Source organism: Bradyrhizobium sp. 45 (assembly GCF_023073155.1).
GTDB lineage: Bacteria > Pseudomonadota > Alphaproteobacteria > Rhizobiales > Xanthobacteraceae > Bradyrhizobium > Bradyrhizobium canariense_D.
The window spans coordinates 94269-111790 of the sequence record NZ_JADPIX010000143.1; the positions used below are offsets into that span (position 1 = coordinate 94269).

Consider the following 17522-nt stretch of genomic DNA (forward strand, 5'->3'; position numbering starts at 1 on the left):
ATGATTGGTGAATTCTCCGCCGGCAACTATCGTTTCATTCCGTCCGTATTCCAGTATTCGGCCGGTGCGGCCGCGGACGACGGCTATGAGATCGAGCGCGTCCGCTTCGACCGGCTGGTGCCGCTCGCCGAAGGCTTTGCGCTTGCCGCGAAGCATATCCAGGAGGCGGGGCGGCCGCTGACGGCCTTCTGCGCTTGCGAACTGCGCTCGCCCGCGGCCTTCAGCGAAGAAGGTTTTCGCGCGTTCAACCTGCACTATGTGAAGACGTTGTCCGAATGGGGCATCTTCGACGGCACCACCAATCCGGTGGCGCGCAGCAATGTCTGTCCAGAGATCGATCCACCGGCCGAGCCGTCGTTCTACGCGTTCTCCTTCACGCGGCCGACAAGCTCGAAGACGCCGAGCTTCGTGATTTCCGGCGGCGCCGAGGCGCGCGAGGGCGGCGGAACCTATGTCGAGCGCACCGTGCGCTACCGCGACCTCAGCCCGGAAGGCCTTCGCGAGAAGGTGCGCTTCACGACGACGTCCCAGATGGAGAACAGGATGACGGCCTTCGGCTTCGGCTGGAAGGACACGACCGGCGTGCAGGCCTATTCCGTGCACGACTTCCACCACGCGCTGGTCGACGAACTCGTCCGCCGCGGGGCGTTGCGGTCCGGCCTGACCTGGCACTATGCCCGGCCGCCGGTGGTCGATCTCGAATACGAGATGGATTGCCGCCGCGTGATGCGCGAGGTCGTGATCTAGCGCTGGCGTGGATCGAGCGCGTCGCGCAGGCCGTCGCCGAGCAGGTTCAGCGACAGCACCACGAGGAAGATCGCAAGCCCCGGCCAGATCGCCATCCACGGCGCCTGGGTCAGGAAGCGCTGCGCTGCGTTGAGCATGCTGCCCCAGGATGGCGCCGGCGGCTGCTGGCCGAGGCCAAGGAAGGACAGCGCGGCTTCGGCGATAATGGCGGCCGCAATCGACAGCGTCGCCTGCACTAGGAGCGCCGGCAGGATGTTCGGAAGGATGTGCGAGAACGCGATCCGCCACGGCGGATTGCCGAGCGCGCGCGCCGCCTCGACATAGTCCTCAGCCTTGACAACCAGCACCTGGCCGCGGGTCAGGCGGATGAAAATCGGGGTTGCCGAGATGCCGATCGCGATCATGGCGTTGCCAAGGCTCGGACCGAGGAATGCGGCGAGTGCGATCGCCAGGATCAGGAATGGGCAGGCCAGCATCGCGTCAGTCATCCGGCTGATCAGTGCATCGACGAAGCCGCCGCGATAGCCGGCAAGCAGGCCGAGCGGAACGCCGACGCCCAGAGCGATCGCCACCGAGGTGAGGCCGGCGAGCAGCGAGGCGCGGGCGCCGTAGACGACGCGGCTCAGGATGTCGCGACCGAGCTCGTCGGTGCCGAACCAGTGCGCCGTCGTGGGCGGCTTGCGAACCAGGCTCCAGCTCGTCGCGATGGGATCGTAGGGAACGACGAGCGGCGCGAGAGCCGCGAAGCCGACGAACAAACTGATCATGACAAGTCCGAACACTGCGGCCTTGCGTTTGAACAGGCGCCGCCGGGCGCGACGCGCCGGGCTGTCCAGCTCGTCAGCTTGCGCGATGGGAGCAGCGGGCAGGGCGGCATCGGTCATGAGTCTAGCCCCGTAGCCGCGGATTGACGAGGATGTAGGCGACATCGGCAACCAGGTTCAGTGTGATGTAGACCGTCGCCGTCACCAGCACGACGCCCTGTACCACCGCGTAGTCGCGGTTGAACACGGCGTCCACGATCAGTTTGCCGAAGCCCGGAATGGAGAAGATCTGCTCAGTCAGAACCGCGCCCGACAAGAGCGTGCCGAGCTCGAGCGCGCCGAGCGTAATGATTGGCGTGAGTGCGTTGCGCATGGCGTGCTTGAGGATGACCGAGCGTTCGGACAATCCCTTGGCGCGCGCGGTGCGGACATAGTCGCTTTCCAGCACCTGCAGCATGGCGCTCCGGGTGTGCCGCATTAGGACCGCGGAAATTGCGTTGCCGAGCACGAAGGCCGGCATGATGGTGGCGGCGAGGCTCGCGCGCCAGTTCTCAGTCAACGGCACGTAGCCGGACGCCGGCAGCCAGCCGAGTTCGATCGAGAACAGGAAGATCAGCATGATGCCGAGCCAGAAATTCGGCGTCGAGATGCCCCACAGCGCGAACAAATTGGCACCATAATCCCAGACGGTGCCCCTTTTCACGGCGGAGACGATGCCGGCGGGAATGCCGATCAAGAGCGCGATCAACATTGCCATCGAGCCGAGCTGGAGCGTCACCGGCAGCTTCTGCGCGATCAGCTCGCGCACCGGCATCTTGTTGCGCAGCGATTCACCGAAATTGCCTGATAGAACGCCCTTGAGCCAATAAACGTACTGCACGGGGATCGGCTGATTGAGCCGGTATTGCTGGCGGATCTGCTCGATCACGGCGGGATCGCGCTCCTCACCGGCCATCACCAGCGCTGGATCACCTGGCAACAATTGCTGGAGCGAGAAGATCAGCACCGACACGAAGAACAGTGTCGGCACGATCTGCGCGATGCGGCGGGCGAGGAAGTTCAGCATGGCGCCGGCCGCGTGTCAGGCGAGGCCACGCTCACTTGAACTTCAGCCCGACCACGCGCACGAGGCCATCTGGCATCTGCTTATAGCCCTGGAGCTTGGTCGTGTGCGCAATCAGAAGCGTGCGGTGGTAGATGTAGATGATCGGCAAATCGTTGAGCACGATCCCGGTCAGCTTTTCGTAGATCGCCTTGCGCTCATCGAATTTGGCGGTCAGCCGGCCGTCTTCCATCAGCTTGTCGGCTTCCGGGTTCGAATAGACGCCATCGTTCTGCGGTGCCTTGCTGCGCATGAAGATGTAGGAGTTGCCGTCGGGATCGATGCGGCCGCTCCAGTTGATCTGGAAGATCTGGAACTCGCCGGCCTGGGCCTGCTTGAAGGTGGTCGCGAATTCGACCGCGCGGATCTTGATGTCGAAGCCCGCTTCCGCCGCCATCGACTGGATCACCTGGGCAACCGCTTCGTTCTCCGCGCCCTTGGGGATCATGTAGTCGACGGTCACCGGCGAGGTGATGCCCGCTTCCTTCAGCAGCGCCTTGGCCTTCGCGACGTCGCGGCCGTGGACCGGGAACGCCTTCTGGTAATAGGGATGTGTCGGGCTGACCCATTGATTGCCTGGGGTGAACTCGCCGTTAAAGACAACTTGGTTGAGAGCTTCGCGATCGATCGACAGATCGAGCGCTTGGCGTACTTTCGCCGACTGGCTGAGCGGCCCCTTTGCTTTGTCGTTGCCGATATTGACGGTCAGGCCGTAATAGCCGAGCTCCGGTGCCGTCGACAGCACGAGCCGCGAATCCGCACGCACGTCCTTGATGTCGGTGGCGAGCACGCGCTCGATCAGATCGAGTCCGCCGGACTTCAGGTTGGCAAGGCGCACCGTGGCGTCAACGATCGGCAGGAAGACCACCCGGTCGATATGGATGTTGTCCTTGTTCCAATAGTCGGCGAATTTTTCGAAGACCATGCGGTCCTGCTGCACGCGCTCGACGAACTTGTAGGGACCGGCGCAGACCGGATGCAGGCCGAACTTGTCGCCGGCCTCCTTGGCAGCCTTCGGCGACACCATCATGCCGGAGCGGTCGGTCAGCTGGGCGATCAGCGGGGAGTAAGGTGTCTTAAGCACCAGCTTGATGGTCAGAGGGTCTACGATTTCGACATGGTCGACGCTGGCGAGCTCGGACTTGCGGAACGAGGTCGGCAGCGTCATGTGACGCTCGATCGAGAACTTTGCGGCTTCCGCGTCGAGCGGCTCGCCGTCGTGGAATTTCACGTTGGGCCGGAGCTTGATCGTCATCTCCTTGCCGTCGGGCGAGGTCTGATGCGACAGCGCGAGCTGCGGCACGATGTTGAGCTTCTCGTCGATGTCGAACAGCTTGTCGCAGAAGGCGGAGAACACGATGCGGCCGACATAGGTGCGGCCGATGCTGGGATCGAGGATGTCAGGATCCTCGGCGATGCCGATGCGAAGTGTGGTCTGGGCTTGGGCCGCGCCTACGAGCGACGTCAGCAATGCCGACGCCAGGAGTGCCAAACGCATAGGACTCATCGCTCTCAACCTCTGTTTTACGGCTATGCCGGGTTCGTCCCCAATGAACTAACCCCGCTGCCGCGGACTGCTTCCGGGCCGCCGCTGAAGGCGGCGACCAATTTTTCGAGAACCGGGGAGAAGCCGCCGTCCGTTGGGACGATCGCCTCGGACGACGGCAGTCCCGACGTTCGGTGGCATGCCGTTGCATGTCCGATGCCATCCTGCACGAGCTGAGGCATTTCGTTGCGGCAACGGTCGACCACGTAGGGGCAGCGGGTGTGGAAGCGGCATCCCGGCGGCGGATTGAGCGCGCTGGGGATTTCGCCCTGCAGCACAATGCGGCTGCGCTTTGCCCGCGGTTTAGGCACGGGAATCGCGGACAATAGAGCCCGGCTGTAGGGATGACGCGGTGCGGCAAACAGCGCGTCCGCCGCCGCCGTCTCGACGATCTGGCCGAGATTCATCACCGCCACGTGGTCGGCGATGTGCTTGACCACCGCGAGGTCGTGCGAGACGAAAATGTAGGCCAGCCCGAGCCGGTCCTGCAGCTCGCGCAGCAGATTGAGGATCTGCGAGCGGATCGAGACGTCGAGCGCCGAGACCGGCTCATCGCAGATGATCAATTTCGGCTCGACCGCGAGCGCGCGGGCGATGGCGATACGCTGGCGCTGGCCGCCGGAAAACTCGTGCGGGTAACGACGCGCCAGCCGCGGCTCCAGCCCGACCAGCCGCAGGATCTCCTCGACGCGTTCGCGCCGCCGGGCGGGCGGCACCAGATTGTGCAGCGCCAGCGGCTCGGTCAGGATCTGGCCGACGGTCATGCGCGGATTGAGCGAGGCGTAGGGGTCCTGGAAGATGATCTGCGCCTCGCGGCGAAAGGCGCGCAGTGCGCCGGCGTCGAGCGAGAGCAGATCGCGGCCTTCGAAACGGATCGTGCCTGCATCCGGCTCGATCAGCCGCAGCACCAGGCGGCTAACGGTGGATTTGCCGCAGCCGGATTCACCGACCAGCGCTAGCGTCTTGCCGGCATCGAGCGAGAAGGAAACGCCATCGACGGCTTTGACATGCGCCAGCGCCCGGCCGAACAGCGAACGCTCGGCGACGAAATGCTTGAGCAGACCCTGAACCTCGAGCAGAGCCATCACGACACCAGACGTTCGAGCGGGGCGCGCAGGCAGCGCGAGAGGTGGCCGGGGCTGACTTCGAGCAGCGGGGGCGGCGCCTTGGTGCAGGCGTCCAGCACGAAGGGGCAGCGTGCGGCGAAGCGGCATCCCGCGGGCGGCTGCATCATGTTCGGGACCATGCCCTCGATCGTGGCGAGCTGGTCGGCGCGATGGTCAAGCCGCGGGATCGAGCCGAGCAGGCCGACGGTGTAGGGATGCTGCGGCGCTGAGAACAGCTCGTCCACCGGCGCGCGCTCGACGATCTCGCCGGCATACATCACCGCGACCTCGTCGCAGACTTCGGCGACGACGCCGAGATCGTGGGTGATCAGGATGATGGCAGCGCCGCTCGCCGCCTTCAATTCGCGCATCAGCTCCAGGATCTGCGCCTGCAGCGTGACATCGAGCGCGGTGGTCGGCTCGTCCGCGATCAGCAGCCGCGGGTCGCAGGCGAGCGCCATCGCGATCATGACGCGCTGGCGCATGCCGCCGGAGAGCTTGTGCGGATATTCGTCGATCCGCCGCTCGGGCGAGGGGATGTGGACGCGACGCAGCAGATCGATCGCCCGCTCGCGCGCACTCCTGCGCGAACCGCCGCGGTGGCGCAAAATCGTCTCGATGATCTGGTCGCCGATGGTGAAGCTCGGATTGAGCGAGGTCATCGGCTCCTGAAAGATCATCGCGAGCCGGTTGCCGCGGAGGTCCCGCAGCGTCTGGTCCGACGTCTTAAGCAGGTCGAAACCGTCGAAGCGGATCGCGCCGGAGATCTCCGCGCTCTGCTTCGGCAGCAGGCCCATGATCGCCAGCGACGTCACGCTCTTGCCGCAGCCGGATTCGCCGACGAGGCCGAGCGTCGCGCCATTGGCGACGCTGAGATCGACGCTGTCGACCGCATGGGTGACGCGGCCGTCGTCGCCGTGAAAACGAATGCGCAGATCGCTGATCTCGATGAGGGGGCTCGGGTTCATGAGCGTATTGCGCGCGCTGCGGCGATGCTGGCGTCGATGACGCTGCGATCGGTGTTGCCGGCAGGGTTCTGCCGGGTTGGCATGGAAACGCGGAAGTGGACCCAGAGTTCGTGGCTGACGCGCTCGAGCCGCTCGAGCTCGCCGAGCGGATCGGGATGATCGTCGGCGCGCAGGTCCAGCGCCGGCCATTCCTCCTCGCCGTGGATCAGGAGCGCGGCGGACTGCTTGCCGCGCTTGTCGCCGCCAGCGGCCTCGCCCGCGCGCAGCGCGGCAAGCAGGCGGCGCGGGAAGGGCAGGCTGTCATTGGCGATATAGGTTTTTGCGGTCTCGTCGAGCACGTCGGCGCCCGCGAGCATGTTGCCGGCGATCGAGAAGCCGCTGCCCGCAATGTGCCCGCACCAATCCACGCAGTCGCGCCCGGTATGCGCGGCAATCGCGCCGCTGGCGTCCATGATGTGAATCTGGCGGCTCTCGCGGCCGTCGTCGGTCGCGAGCAGGGCGGCCAGCACGTCGTGCGCGTTGAGGCCCTCACGCAGCAGCTTGACGCCGTCGATACCGTAATAAGGATTGACGAAAGCCTGCGTCGCGATGGCGCCAAGGCCCGCCGCGATGTAGGGGACACGCGCGCCGACGGCGAAGAAGCGCGTGGCAACGGCGATGCCAAACTGGCCGGTAGCAGAATCGCGCGCGATGATCGACCAGGTCATGTGCTGCCTTTAGCGTCCTGCGGCGTAGCCCTGCATGCCGCGCGGATTGGCGGCGGCGCGGCGGCGCGGACCGACGCGCGAGGCCGCGGTGAGGCGGCCTTCGGACCAGTCCGGACCGACCTCGACGATATGTCCGCGCTCACGCAGGTTCTCGATCGTCGCCTTCGGCACGCGGTTCTCGATCACGAGCACGCCGGGGCGCGCGGTGCGGGGCCAGAACGAGATCGGGAAATGCTCGGAATGCCAGGCCGGCGCGTCGATCGACTCCTGGAGATTGAGATTGCAGTGGACGTGTCGGAGGAAAAACTGCGTGATCCACTGGTCCTGCTGGTCGCCGCCGGGCGAGCCCCAGGCGAGATAAGGCTCGCCGTCGCGCAGTGCCATGGTCGGCGACAGCGTGGTGCGGGGCCGTTTGCCCGGCGCGAGCGAGCTCGGTTGGTTCTCCTCCAAATCGAACATTTGTGCGCGGCTGCCGAGGCAGAAACCCAGCTCGGGAATGACAGGCGAGGATTGCAGCCAGCCTCCCGACGGCGTCGAGGAGACCATGTTGCCGACCTTGTCAATGATGTCGAAATGCACGGTGTCGCCGTGCACCTCGCCGAAGCGCCCCACGGTCGGCTCGCCGGCGCCGAGCGCGCCGACGGCCTCGCGCTGGCCCTCAGCTCGGCGCAGCTTGACCACGCCGCCAAGGCCCTCGACCGTGCCGGGCCGGAGATCGAGCGAAGCTTTCTCGGTAACCAACTTACGACGTTCGTCGTTATAGGCATCTGACAGCAGCGTTGCGATCGGGATTTCGCTGAACTTGGGGTCGCCGTAGAATTTTTCGCGATCGGCAAAGGCGAGTTTTGCGCATTCGATCTGGAGATGGATGAACTCCGGTCCGGTCGGATCGAGCCCATCGAGGGCAAAGCCCTTCAGCAGCGCGAGTTGCTGCAGCGTCACGGGACCCTGGCTCCAGACCCCGGCCTTGCAGACCGTGTAGCGGCCATAATCGTAGGTGAGCGGAGCCTCGACCGTCGGCTGCCAGCGCGCCATGTCGTCGGCCGACAGCACACCGCGATGCGGCGAGCCGCTGACGTCCATCACGTCCTGCGTCCGGCAGAATTTGTCGATGGCTTCCGCGACGAAGCCCTGCGACCAAGCCTTGCGTGCGCGCTCGATCTCGGCATCGCGGCCGCCGCCGCCGCTTTCGGCCTCGCTCAGGATTCGCGCATAGGTCGCCGCAAGTGTCTTGTTGGTGAAGAGCGTGCCGGGCTTTGGCACTTCGCCGTTCGGGAGATAGACGGCGGCCGATGTCGGCCAGTGCGTGCGGAATAATTGCTCGACGGTCTGGATCGTGGCGCAGGCGCGCTCGACCAGCGGATAGCCGTCGCGCGCATAGGAGATCGCGGGCTCCAGCACATCGCGCACGCGCATCGTGCCGTAGTCACGGAGCAGCATCATCCAGGATTCGAAGGTGCCGGGGACGCAGGCCGCGAGCAGGCCGGTGCCGGGCACCATGTCGAGGCCTTCGCTCTTGTAATGCGCGATGGTGGCGCGGGCCGGTGCCGGGCCCTGGCCGCAGATCACCTCGGTGCGGCCGCGCTTCACGTCGTGCACGATGATCGGAACGTCGCCGCCGGGGCCGTTCAGATGCGGCTCGACCACCTGGAGCGTGAAAGCGGTGGCGACGCCGGCGTCAAAGGCATTGCCGCCCTTTTCCAGAATGGCCATCCCGATAGCGGTCGCGATCCAGTGCGTGGTCGCAACGACCCCGAAGGTGCCTTCGATCTCGGGGCGTGTCGTGAAGGGATCGGGATTGACGATGCTGGCCATGGACTACCTCATTTGCGGCGCGCGCAATTGATCACAGGGCCAGGCCGCCGCCAAATGCGCAGGCTGCATGGCACGCGCGCGTCACGCCGGTACCGGCGCGGTGTTGACCGCGTGGCAGGCGACGCCGTCGATCAATTCAGGTGCTTCCCTACGGCAGAGATCGAACGCCAGCGGGCAGCGCGGATTAAAGGCGCACCCGGACGGCGGGTTGATCGGGTTCGGGATCTCGCCCTTCACGGGGATGCGCTGGCGGCCGCTCATGGCAAGATCAGGCACGGCGCCAAGCAGCATCTTGGTATAGGGCATGCGCGGATGGGCAAACAGCTCGCGCCCTTCCGCGATCTCGACGATGCGGCCGAGATACATCACACCGACGCGGCTCGCCATGTGGCGGACGACGGCGAGGTTGTGGCTGATGAACATGTAGGTCAAGCCGAACTTGTCCTGGAGGTCGCGCATCAGGTTCAGGATCTGCGCCTGCACGGAGACGTCAAGCGCGGAGGTCGGCTCGTCGCAGACGATAAACTCCGCGTCGGAGGCGAGCGCGCGCGCGATCGCGATGCGCTGACGCTGGCCGCCCGAGAATTCGTGCGGAAATTTCAACCTGTCGTCGGGATGCAGGCCGACGAGGGTGAGAAGCTCTCCGACCCGCGCCTGGATGTCGCGCTCGCCCTCGATCAGGTCGAACGCGCGGATTGGCTCGGAGATGATGGCGTCGACTCGGAAGCGTGGGTTCAGGCTCGCATAGGGATCCTGAAAGATCATCTGGATGCGGCGGCGCAGTTTCCGCCGCGCCTGGGCCTGCCGCGGATCGGTCATTGAGATGCCGTCGATCAAGACGTTGCCGGAGCTTGGCGGCAGCAAGCCGACGACCATCCGCGCCACCGTGGTCTTGCCCGAGCCGGATTCGCCGACCAGTGCAAAGGTCTCGCCCTTCCTGATGTCGAAGGTGACGCCATCGACGGCCTTGAGATATTCGAGCTGCCCGCCTTCGAGCATGCGGTTGAGCCAGGGTTTCGAGACGTCGAAGACGCGGCGCAGATTCGTGGCCTGGATGAAGGGAGCGCTCATGCCGCGCTCTCCGCCGGCACGCCGTCATAGAGATGGCAGGCGACGGCTTGCGTGCCGCGCGGCAGCGGCTCCGGCCTCTCCACGCGGCATCGGTCGAATGCGAATGCGCAGCGCGGATTGAACGAACAGCCGCGCGGGATCGCCGACAGGCGCGGCATGGAGCCGGGGATCTGCACCAGACGCTTGTCGTCGCCGGCAAGCGTCGGGATCGCTCCCATCAGGCCCTTGGCGTAGGGGTGCAGCGGGTTCCTGACCACGTCCTGCACCGGACCGATCTCGGCGACGCGGCCGGCATACATCACCGCGACCCGGTCGGAGGTCTCGGCGATCACGCCCATGTCGTGGGTCACCAGCATCACCGCAGTGCCGTGATCGCGGCCGAGACGCTTGATCAGCGAGATGATCTGCGCCTGCACGGAAACGTCGAGCGCGGTGGTCGGCTCGTCGGCGATGATCAGCTCCGGTTCGGCGCAGATCGCGAGCGCAATCACCACGCGCTGGCGCATGCCACCGGAGAATTCGTGCGGATAGCCGTCGATGCGCTTTTCCGGAGCCGGGATTCCAACTTCGGCGAGCAGGTCGATGGCTCGGCGGCGGGCGGCGGTCTCGGACAGGTTCAGATGCGTTCTGATCGTCTCGATAAGCTGGTCGCCGACGCGGTAGAGCGGATTGAGCGAGGTGAGGGGGTCCTGGAAGATCATGCCGATCCGTTTTCCCCGGATACGGCGCAGCTCCTCTGCCGGCAAATTGTCGATGCGCAGGCCCGCAAGGCGAATCTCGCCGCCGGCGATGCGGCCCGGCGGATCGATCAGGCCGATCACAGCCAAGCCCGTGACGGACTTGCCGGCGCCGGATTCGCCGACCACGCCGAGTACCTCGCCCTTGGCGATGTCTAAGGAGACGCCATCGATGGCGCGTAGCGTGCCGCGGCGGGAGGCGAACTCGACCTGAAGATTACGCACGGAGAGGATGGGGTCGGTCATGAGCGAGACGCTCTCATCCAGGTTTTGCTCATCCGAATCATGCTCATCCAAGTCTCGCTCATCCGAGTCTTGCTCATCGAAATGTTGTTCATCGGAGCTTCGGGTTGAGCGCGTCGCGCAGCCAGTCGCCGAGCAGGTTGATCGACAGGATCAGGGCAGCGAGCGCGATACCAGGGAAGGCCACAATCCACCATTCGCCCGCGAACAGGTAGTTGTTGCCGATGCGGATCAACGTGCCGAGCGAGGGCATTGTGTCGGGCAGGCCGACGCCAAGGAAGGACAGCGTTGCCTCGGTGATGATGGCGAGCGCAAGGTTGATCGTGGCGATGACCAGGATCGGACCCATCGTGTTTGGCAGCACATGGCGGAACATGATCTTTGGTGCGGGAAGGCCGATCAATTGCGCGGCCGCCACGTAATCCTTGTTCTTCTCGACCATCACGGAACCGCGCACCGTGCGGGCATACCCGACCCAGAAACTCAGGCCAATCGAGATCACCAGCACCACCAGCATGCTGGTTGCATCCAGCCGGTTGCCGAGGATCGATTTGGCGATGCCGTTGACCAGCAGCGCGATCAGGATGGCGGGAAAAGTGAGTTGCACGTCGGCGATCCGCATGATCACGCCGTCCACCGCGCCCCCGAAATAGCCGGCGACCAGGCCAAGCGCGATGCCGAGCGCGCCGGCGAAGATCACGCCGGCCACGCCGACGGCGAGCGAGATGCGCAGCCCGTAGAGAATGGCGGAGAACACGTCGCGGCCCTGCTCGTCGGTGCCGAGCAGGAACGGGCTCTGCCCCTCGGCGGTCCAGAGCGGTGAGATCCGGGAATTCATCAATTGGAGCTGTGCCGGATCGAACGGGTCCTGCACCGCGAGCGCGGAGGCAAAGATCGCGAGCAGGAAGAACAGCACGGTAATGACTGCCGCCACCATGGTCAGCTTGGATCGGCGAAACGAATAGAAGATGTCGCTGTTGAGTGCGCGACTGAACCAGCTGCGGGCGGCATGCGTCGGCAGCGTGCTCGGCTTGTCGGGATGAGAGGCGACCACTTCGGACATACAGGCTGCCTTATGTGGCGCGGCCGACGGTCGCGCGCAGGCGCGGATCGACGACGGTGTAGAGGATGTCGACCACCAGATTGATGGTGACGAAAATCAGTGAGACCATCAGCAAGTAGGCGGCCATAATCGGGATATCGACGTTTTGCACGGCCTGTACGAACAGAAGTCCCATGCCGGGCCATTGGAACACGGTTTCGGTGATGATCGAAAATGCAATAACCGAGCCAAACTGCAGGCCGGCTACCGTGATCACCGGAATCAGCGTGTTCTTCAGCGCGTGGCCGAAATGAATGGCACGGGTTGTCAGCCCGCGGGCGCGGGCAAAGCGGATATAATCTGTCCGAAGCACTTCCAGCATCTCCGCGCGCACCAGCCGCATGATCAGGGTCATCTGGAACAGGCCGAGCGTGATCGAGGGCATGATCAGCGCCTTCAGGCCCGACAATGTGAGCAGGCCCGTGGTCCACCAACCCAGCTTGACGACTTCGCCCCGGCCGAACGAGGGCAACCAGCCCAACGTCACTGCGAACAGGTAGATCAGAAGGATGCCGATCAGGAAAGTCGGCAGCGAGATGCCAATCAGCGAAACCGCCTGGAATAATTTGGCGAGCAGGGTGTCGCGCCTGAGCGCCGAATAGACGCCCATCAGGATGCCGGAGATCATTGCAAATACGGTCGCGCAGATCGCAAGTTCCAGCGTTGCCGGCATACGCTCCATCAACAGCGTCGAGACCGGCTGGCGGAATTGATAGGAGACGCCGAACTTGAATTGCGCCGCATCGGCGAAATAGCGCACGAACTGCACCGGCACGGGATCATCGAGGCCCAGCGACTTGCGCACGGCGGCGCGTTCGGCCGCCGGCGTATCAAGCGAGACGATCTGGTTGATGGGGTCGCCGGCGAAGCGGAACATCGAGAACGCGATGATGCCGACGGCGAACATGACGCCGATGGCCTGAACGGCCCGGCGAAGAGTGAAAGCGAGCATGCCTTCCACTTTCCTTGAGTGTGCGTCTGGCCGACGTCTTTGTCAGCCGAAAAAGGAAAGGTCCCGGTAGCCTGACGCTGCCGGGACCTTGTGTTCAACTGACGCTATTCCTTCTTGGTCGCCCAGTGGAACATGACCAGATTGTCGGCGCGCTGCGGCAGGTTGACCTTTTTCGATACGCCCCAGGCCAGCGCCTGCTGGTGCAGCGGAATATAAGCCCAGTCCTTGATGCTGATCTCATACGCTTGCTTGATCAGCTGGTTGCGCTTTGTGGTCTCGGTTTCGACCAGCACCTTGTCGGTGATGGCGTCGAATTCCTTGTTGCAATAGCCGCCGAGATTGGCCTCGCCGCGCGATGATTTCGCATCGTCGCGACAGCCCATGATGTCGTAGAGCACGTTATGGGAGTCCATCGTGCTCGGCGTCCAGCCCAGCATGTAGAACGAGGTCTGATAGCCGCCCTGCTTCAACACCTTGGCGAAGTATTGCGCCTTGGGCTGCGCCAGCAGATTGATCTTGACGCCGATGCGGGCAAGCATGCCCACGACGGCCTGGCAGATCGCCGCGTCGTTGACGTACCGATCGTTCGGGCAATCCATGGTGACCTCGAAGCCTTCGGGGTACCCGGCCTCGGCCAGGAGCTTCTTGGCACCATCTGGATCGAACTTCGGCCGGGTGAACTCCTTGGACAGCACGAACAATTCCGGAGCGATCATCAGCGCCGAGGGCGTGGACAGCCCGCGCATCACCCGCGTCTTGATCAGCTCGATGTCGATGGCTTTGTAGAAGGCTTCGCGGACCTTGACATCCTTGAACGGGTTCTTGCCCTTGATGTTGGAGTAGAGCAGCTCGTCACGCGTCTGATCGAATCCGATGAAGATGGTGCGCAACTCAGGGGCCTTCAGCACCTGGGCATTCGGGCTCGCATCGACGCGGGAGATGTCCTGGATCGGCACCGGCTCGATCACGTCCACTTCACCCGAGAGCAGCGCGGCGACGCGGGTGGCATCGGACGAGATCGGGGTGAAGATAATCTCCTTCAGATTACCTTCCATCTTGCCCCAGTAGTTGGGATTGGCCTTGAACACGGTCTTCACACCGGGCTGATGGCTTTCGATGATGAAGGGACCGGTGCCGTTCTCGTGAAGCGAGGCATAGCTCGGAGAGGTCGCGGACACCGGCGTCGGCTCGACCGCTTTGTTCTCCTCAGCCCATTTCTTGTCCATGATGTACCAGACATCCCACGACGAATGCAGAATGGGATTGGGCGAGGGCAGGACGAAATCGACGGTGTAGTCGTCGACCTTGACGACCTTGACGTTGGGCGCCAGCCGGGTCTGCATGTTCGAGTTCTTGTTGCGGACGCGATCGGCGGAGAACAGCACGTCGTCGGCGGTGAAGGGGTCGCCGTTATGAAATTTGACGCCCTTGCGCAAATGGAAGCGCCAGCGGGTCGGCTCCGGTGTCTCCCAGCTCTCAGCCAGCGCCGGGATGATCTTCAGGTCCTTGTCGCGCGCGGTGAGGCCTTGATAGACGTGACCGAGATGAGCGTGCGTGGTGGACTCGTTCAGCGAATACGGATCAAGCGACTTGAGATCGCCCTGGTTGGCGTAGCGCAGCGTCTGGCTCGACGCCGGCGAGACCGCCAACGCAAGCATACTGGCGAGCGTCGCCGCAAACAGACTTCGTCCGACTGACATTCTTGACCTCTCCACTCGCCCGCACCGTCATTTTTGATTGTTCGGCGGGGCTGATCGAACCATGTTGCCCAGAGTTCTCGACCCGTGCAAGCGTCATTCCAGCAAGGAACGCGCCAAGTTGCACCGCTGTGCAGCAATGCTGACCGGCATGACGGGAGGACGGGCGCGGCCGCGGCCGATTTTGATTGACCATATCCGCCGATCGGGGAAGCCGGAGCGCCGCCACCGGCTTCAGGTCGCTTGCGTTGTACACCGCCTCGCGGCGATACTGCAGTAGGCCGCTCGAATCTCATCTGGAGGGGACATGAAAGTTAACATCGAAATCGACTGTACCCCCCTCGAAGCCCGTCAGTTCATCGGATTGCCCGACCTGGCACCAATGCAGACGGCGGTCATGGACAAGCTGCAGCAGCAGGTTCTGAGCAACATCGACAAGGTCTCGCCGGAATCGCTGATCCAGAGCTGGTTCACCTTCGATCCAAAGCTTGCCGAGCGATTTCAGGACATGTTCGTCACCATGGCCGGCCTCGGCGGCACGCGCAGCGGCGATAAGAAGAAATAATGCCGCCCGGTCCGGACGGGCCGCAGACCTCAGGCCGGCTTCGTCCGCCGGGCCTTGCTTTGCTGCTCGCCGAAGCCCGTGGGTTGCTCGAACTCAACGCCAGCCTGCTGCTGTCGCCGGTCCTGATGCGGGCGCCAAAAGGCGACGGCCATCCGGTGCTGGCGCTGCCTGGCTTCCTCGCCAGCGATCTCTCGATGGCGCCGATGCGGCGCTATCTCAGCGAGCTTGGCTATGAGGCACATGCCTGGCGGATGGGCCGAAATTTCGGCGGGTTCGGACGGATGCGGGATTCGTTGCGCGCCCGTCTCGCCGAAATCCATGCTGCGAGCGGCCGCAAGGTCAGCCTGGTCGGATGGAGTCTCGGCGGCGTCTATGCGCGCGATCTCGCGCTCCAGGCGCCCGACATGGTCCGCAATGCCATCACGCTCGGCAGCCCTTTTGCCAATGACATACGGGCGACCAATGCGACGCGGCTCTACGAGATGATGTCCGGCGAGCGTGTCGAGGATTTCGCCGAGCTGCGCGTGGCGGTCGCCGGCGATCTTCCGGTGCCAGCGACGTCGATCTATTCGCGCGCCGATGGGATTGTGAACTGGCGGACCTGCCTGCTGCGTCCCTCCGACCGTGCCGAGAACATCGAGGTGCACCTGGCGAGCCATATCGGGCTTGGGGTGAATCCCGCGGCGCTGTGGGCCGTGGCGGACCGTCTTGCGCAACCGGAGGGAGAGTTCTGGCCATTTGACAGGGCAGGGCCGTTTGCCATTGCATATGCCCCGCCGGAACAGGCAGTATCGGCCTGACGAGAAGCGCCGCCTAAGGGCGCCCGTCAAATTCGGGAGGGAACTATGGCTGACGGTAAGAAGCTGTCGTCGCTGGACGCGTCGTTTCTCTATCTGGAAACGCCGGAAATGCCGATGCATGTCGGGAGCATGGCGATCTTTCGTCTGCCGGACGACTACAAGGGCGACTTCTTCGAAGATTTCAAGGCGATGATCGTCTCGCGCCTGCACATCGCGCCGATCCTCAAAGCGCGGCTGGAGAAGGCGCCGCTCGATATCGATCATCCCTCCTGGATCGAGGACGATCAGTTCGACATTGACCGTCACATCTTCCGCGCCAGCCTGCCGCAGCCGCGCGACCGCGCTACGCTCGAACGCATCGTGGGCTGGATGCACGCCAAGCTCTTGAACCGTGCCCGCCCGCTCTGGGAGTTCTACGTGTTCGAGGGCATGAAGGACAACGAGGTCGGGCTCTATTCCAAGATGCATCATGCCGCCATCGACGGCGGCGCCGGTGCGGCGCTGACCAACATGATCTACGACATCTCGCCGATCCCGCGGAAGGTCGATCCGCCGACCGCGGGAGCGAAGCCCGGGCAGGAGCCGCGCGACATCGCAGCGAACCTGGTCGATTCCTACCAGCAGCTTTTCACCCAGCCGCTCGATGCATCGGCGGCCGCGAAGAATCTGCAGCTGCCACGCACCGGCAAGAGCGATATCGGTTCGATCCTGTTCGACAATGCGATGTACCAGATCGAGAGTGCGGTGCGCTTTGCCGGCAACATCCCAACCATGGTCAAGAGCGTCTCGGACGTGCTCGGCAAGATATCCGATCCAAAATCGCGCGAGAGCCTCGCCAGCATGGTCTCGCCGCCGACCATGCTCAACAAATCGATCTCGTCCGAGCGCAGCTTCGCCGGTGTCTCGATTTCGCTGTCGCGATCCAAGGCGCTGGCCAAGCAGGCCGGCGGCAAACTCAACGACGTCGTGCTGGCGCTCGCTTCCGGGGTGGTCCGGCGCTACCTGCAGCAACATGGAACGCTGCCGGCGAAGTCCTTGACCGCTGCCGTACCGATCTCGCTGCGCGAGGAGGGCAACACCGACGCCAACAACCAGGTGTTCGGCATGATCTGCTCGATCGCAACCAACATCGACGATCCCAAGGCACGCCTGGAAGCCATTATCGCGCAATCGACCAAGTCCAAGGAGATGTCGCATCCGCTGCGGGCTCTGATGCCGCAGATCTCCAATATCTCGATGCTGGGCGCGCCGATTGTCGTGCAGATCATGGCGCTGCTCTACAGCCGCTCCGACTTGTCGAATGTGTTGCCGCCGGCTGCGAACATTACGGTGTCCAACGTGCCGGGGCCGCGGCAGACGCTCTACGCCGCGGGCGCGGAGCTGTTGCACATCTTCCCGGTATCGATCTCGACGCACGGACAGGCGCTCAACATCACCGTGCAGAGCTATCGCGACCAGCTCGATTTCGGCTTCATCGTCGGCGCCAACATCATTCCGCACGTGGAGGTGATGTGCGACATGCTGCCGGAAGAATTCGCCGCGCTCGAGGCTGCCTATGCTTCGCCCGCGGCGGACATCAAGGGCGCCGCTGAGTAGGAAT

The 17522-nt window shown here is 64.1% G+C and carries 16 protein-coding genes; 4 read left to right on the plus strand and 12 right to left on the minus strand.

Annotated features, from left to right (window positions below):
* Positions 1 to 747 carry a hypothetical protein gene (locus IVB42_RS32990; protein WP_085352145.1) on the plus strand — a complete coding sequence of 249 codons (747 nt, stop codon included), beginning with the start codon at positions 1 to 3 and terminating at the stop codon, positions 745 to 747.
* Here IVB42_RS32990 and IVB42_RS32995 read toward each other — a convergent pair.
* The 12 genes from IVB42_RS32995 to IVB42_RS33050 all read right to left on the minus strand — a co-directional run bounded on the left by IVB42_RS32995 (position 744) and on the right by IVB42_RS33050 (position 14560).
* Positions 744 to 1631, minus strand: a complete 888-nt coding sequence (locus IVB42_RS32995; RefSeq protein ID WP_085352146.1) for an ABC transporter permease — start codon at positions 1629 to 1631, stop codon at positions 744 to 746. The two genes, IVB42_RS32990 and IVB42_RS32995, sit on opposite strands and share 4 nt — an antisense overlap.
* A gap of 4 nt (positions 1632 to 1635) precedes the next feature.
* Positions 1636 to 2577, minus strand: coding sequence for an ABC transporter permease (locus tag IVB42_RS33000; RefSeq protein WP_247394418.1), 942 nt, complete (start codon positions 2575 to 2577; stop codon positions 1636 to 1638).
* Between the two features lie 31 nt (positions 2578 to 2608).
* Positions 2609 to 4120: an ABC transporter substrate-binding protein gene (locus IVB42_RS33005; protein WP_247394416.1), complete on the minus strand. Its 1512-nt coding sequence runs from the start codon at positions 4118 to 4120 to the stop codon at positions 2609 to 2611.
* Positions 4121 to 4143: 23 nt separating this feature from the next.
* Entirely contained in the window at positions 4144 to 5244 is a 1101-nt protein-coding gene (locus IVB42_RS33010; protein WP_247394414.1) for a dipeptide ABC transporter ATP-binding protein, read from the minus strand.
* Entirely contained in the window at positions 5244 to 6233 is a 990-nt protein-coding gene (locus IVB42_RS33015; RefSeq protein WP_085362287.1) for an ABC transporter ATP-binding protein, read from the minus strand. The genes IVB42_RS33010 and IVB42_RS33015 overlap by 1 nt, the downstream gene beginning before the upstream one ends.
* A complete protein-coding gene (locus IVB42_RS33020) occupies positions 6230 to 6940 on the minus strand; it encodes a DUF1028 domain-containing protein (protein ID WP_085362288.1) in 711 nt (236 codons plus the stop codon). The genes IVB42_RS33015 and IVB42_RS33020 overlap by 4 nt, the downstream gene beginning before the upstream one ends.
* A 9-nt stretch (positions 6941 to 6949) precedes the next feature.
* Entirely contained in the window at positions 6950 to 8755 is a 1806-nt protein-coding gene (locus IVB42_RS33025; protein WP_247394411.1) for a gamma-glutamyltransferase family protein, read from the minus strand.
* A gap of 81 nt (positions 8756 to 8836) precedes the next feature.
* Positions 8837 to 9826, minus strand: a complete 990-nt coding sequence (locus IVB42_RS33030; protein ID WP_018457038.1) for an oligopeptide/dipeptide ABC transporter ATP-binding protein — start codon at positions 9824 to 9826, stop codon at positions 8837 to 8839.
* Entirely contained in the window at positions 9823 to 10809 is a 987-nt protein-coding gene (locus IVB42_RS33035) for an ABC transporter ATP-binding protein (protein WP_247394409.1), read from the minus strand. The genes IVB42_RS33030 and IVB42_RS33035 overlap by 4 nt, the downstream gene beginning before the upstream one ends.
* 88 nt (positions 10810 to 10897) lie before the next feature.
* Positions 10898 to 11869 (minus strand): ABC transporter permease, encoded by a 972-nt coding sequence (locus IVB42_RS33040; protein ID WP_018457036.1) that lies wholly within the window; start codon positions 11867 to 11869, stop codon positions 10898 to 10900.
* A 10-nt stretch (positions 11870 to 11879) separates the two neighbouring features.
* The gene (locus IVB42_RS33045; RefSeq protein WP_085362290.1) at positions 11880 to 12860 is read right to left on the minus strand and encodes an ABC transporter permease; all 981 of its coding nucleotides are present in this window, start codon (positions 12858 to 12860) and stop codon (positions 11880 to 11882) included.
* Between the two features lie 104 nt (positions 12861 to 12964).
* The gene (locus IVB42_RS33050) at positions 12965 to 14560 is read right to left on the minus strand and encodes an ABC transporter substrate-binding protein (protein ID WP_247394407.1); all 1596 of its coding nucleotides are present in this window, start codon (positions 14558 to 14560) and stop codon (positions 12965 to 12967) included.
* 304 nt (positions 14561 to 14864) lie between these two features.
* Here IVB42_RS33050 and IVB42_RS33055 point away from each other — a divergent pair, with 304 nt between their 5' ends.
* The 3 genes from IVB42_RS33055 to IVB42_RS33065 are packed head-to-tail and all read left to right on the plus strand — an operon-like array spanning position 14865 to position 17518.
* Positions 14865 to 15122, plus strand: a complete 258-nt coding sequence (locus tag IVB42_RS33055) for a DUF6489 family protein (RefSeq protein WP_007593837.1) — start codon at positions 14865 to 14867, stop codon at positions 15120 to 15122.
* Complete coding sequence (locus IVB42_RS33060) at positions 15122 to 15922, plus strand: alpha/beta hydrolase (protein ID WP_247394404.1); 801 nt, start codon at positions 15122 to 15124, stop codon at positions 15920 to 15922. The genes IVB42_RS33055 and IVB42_RS33060 overlap by 1 nt, the downstream gene beginning before the upstream one ends.
* A 45-nt stretch (positions 15923 to 15967) precedes the next feature.
* On the plus strand, positions 15968 to 17518 hold the full coding sequence (locus IVB42_RS33065) for a wax ester/triacylglycerol synthase family O-acyltransferase (protein ID WP_247394401.1): 1551 nt from the start codon (positions 15968 to 15970) through the stop codon (positions 17516 to 17518).
* The last annotated feature ends 4 nt before the right edge of the window (positions 17519 to 17522 follow it).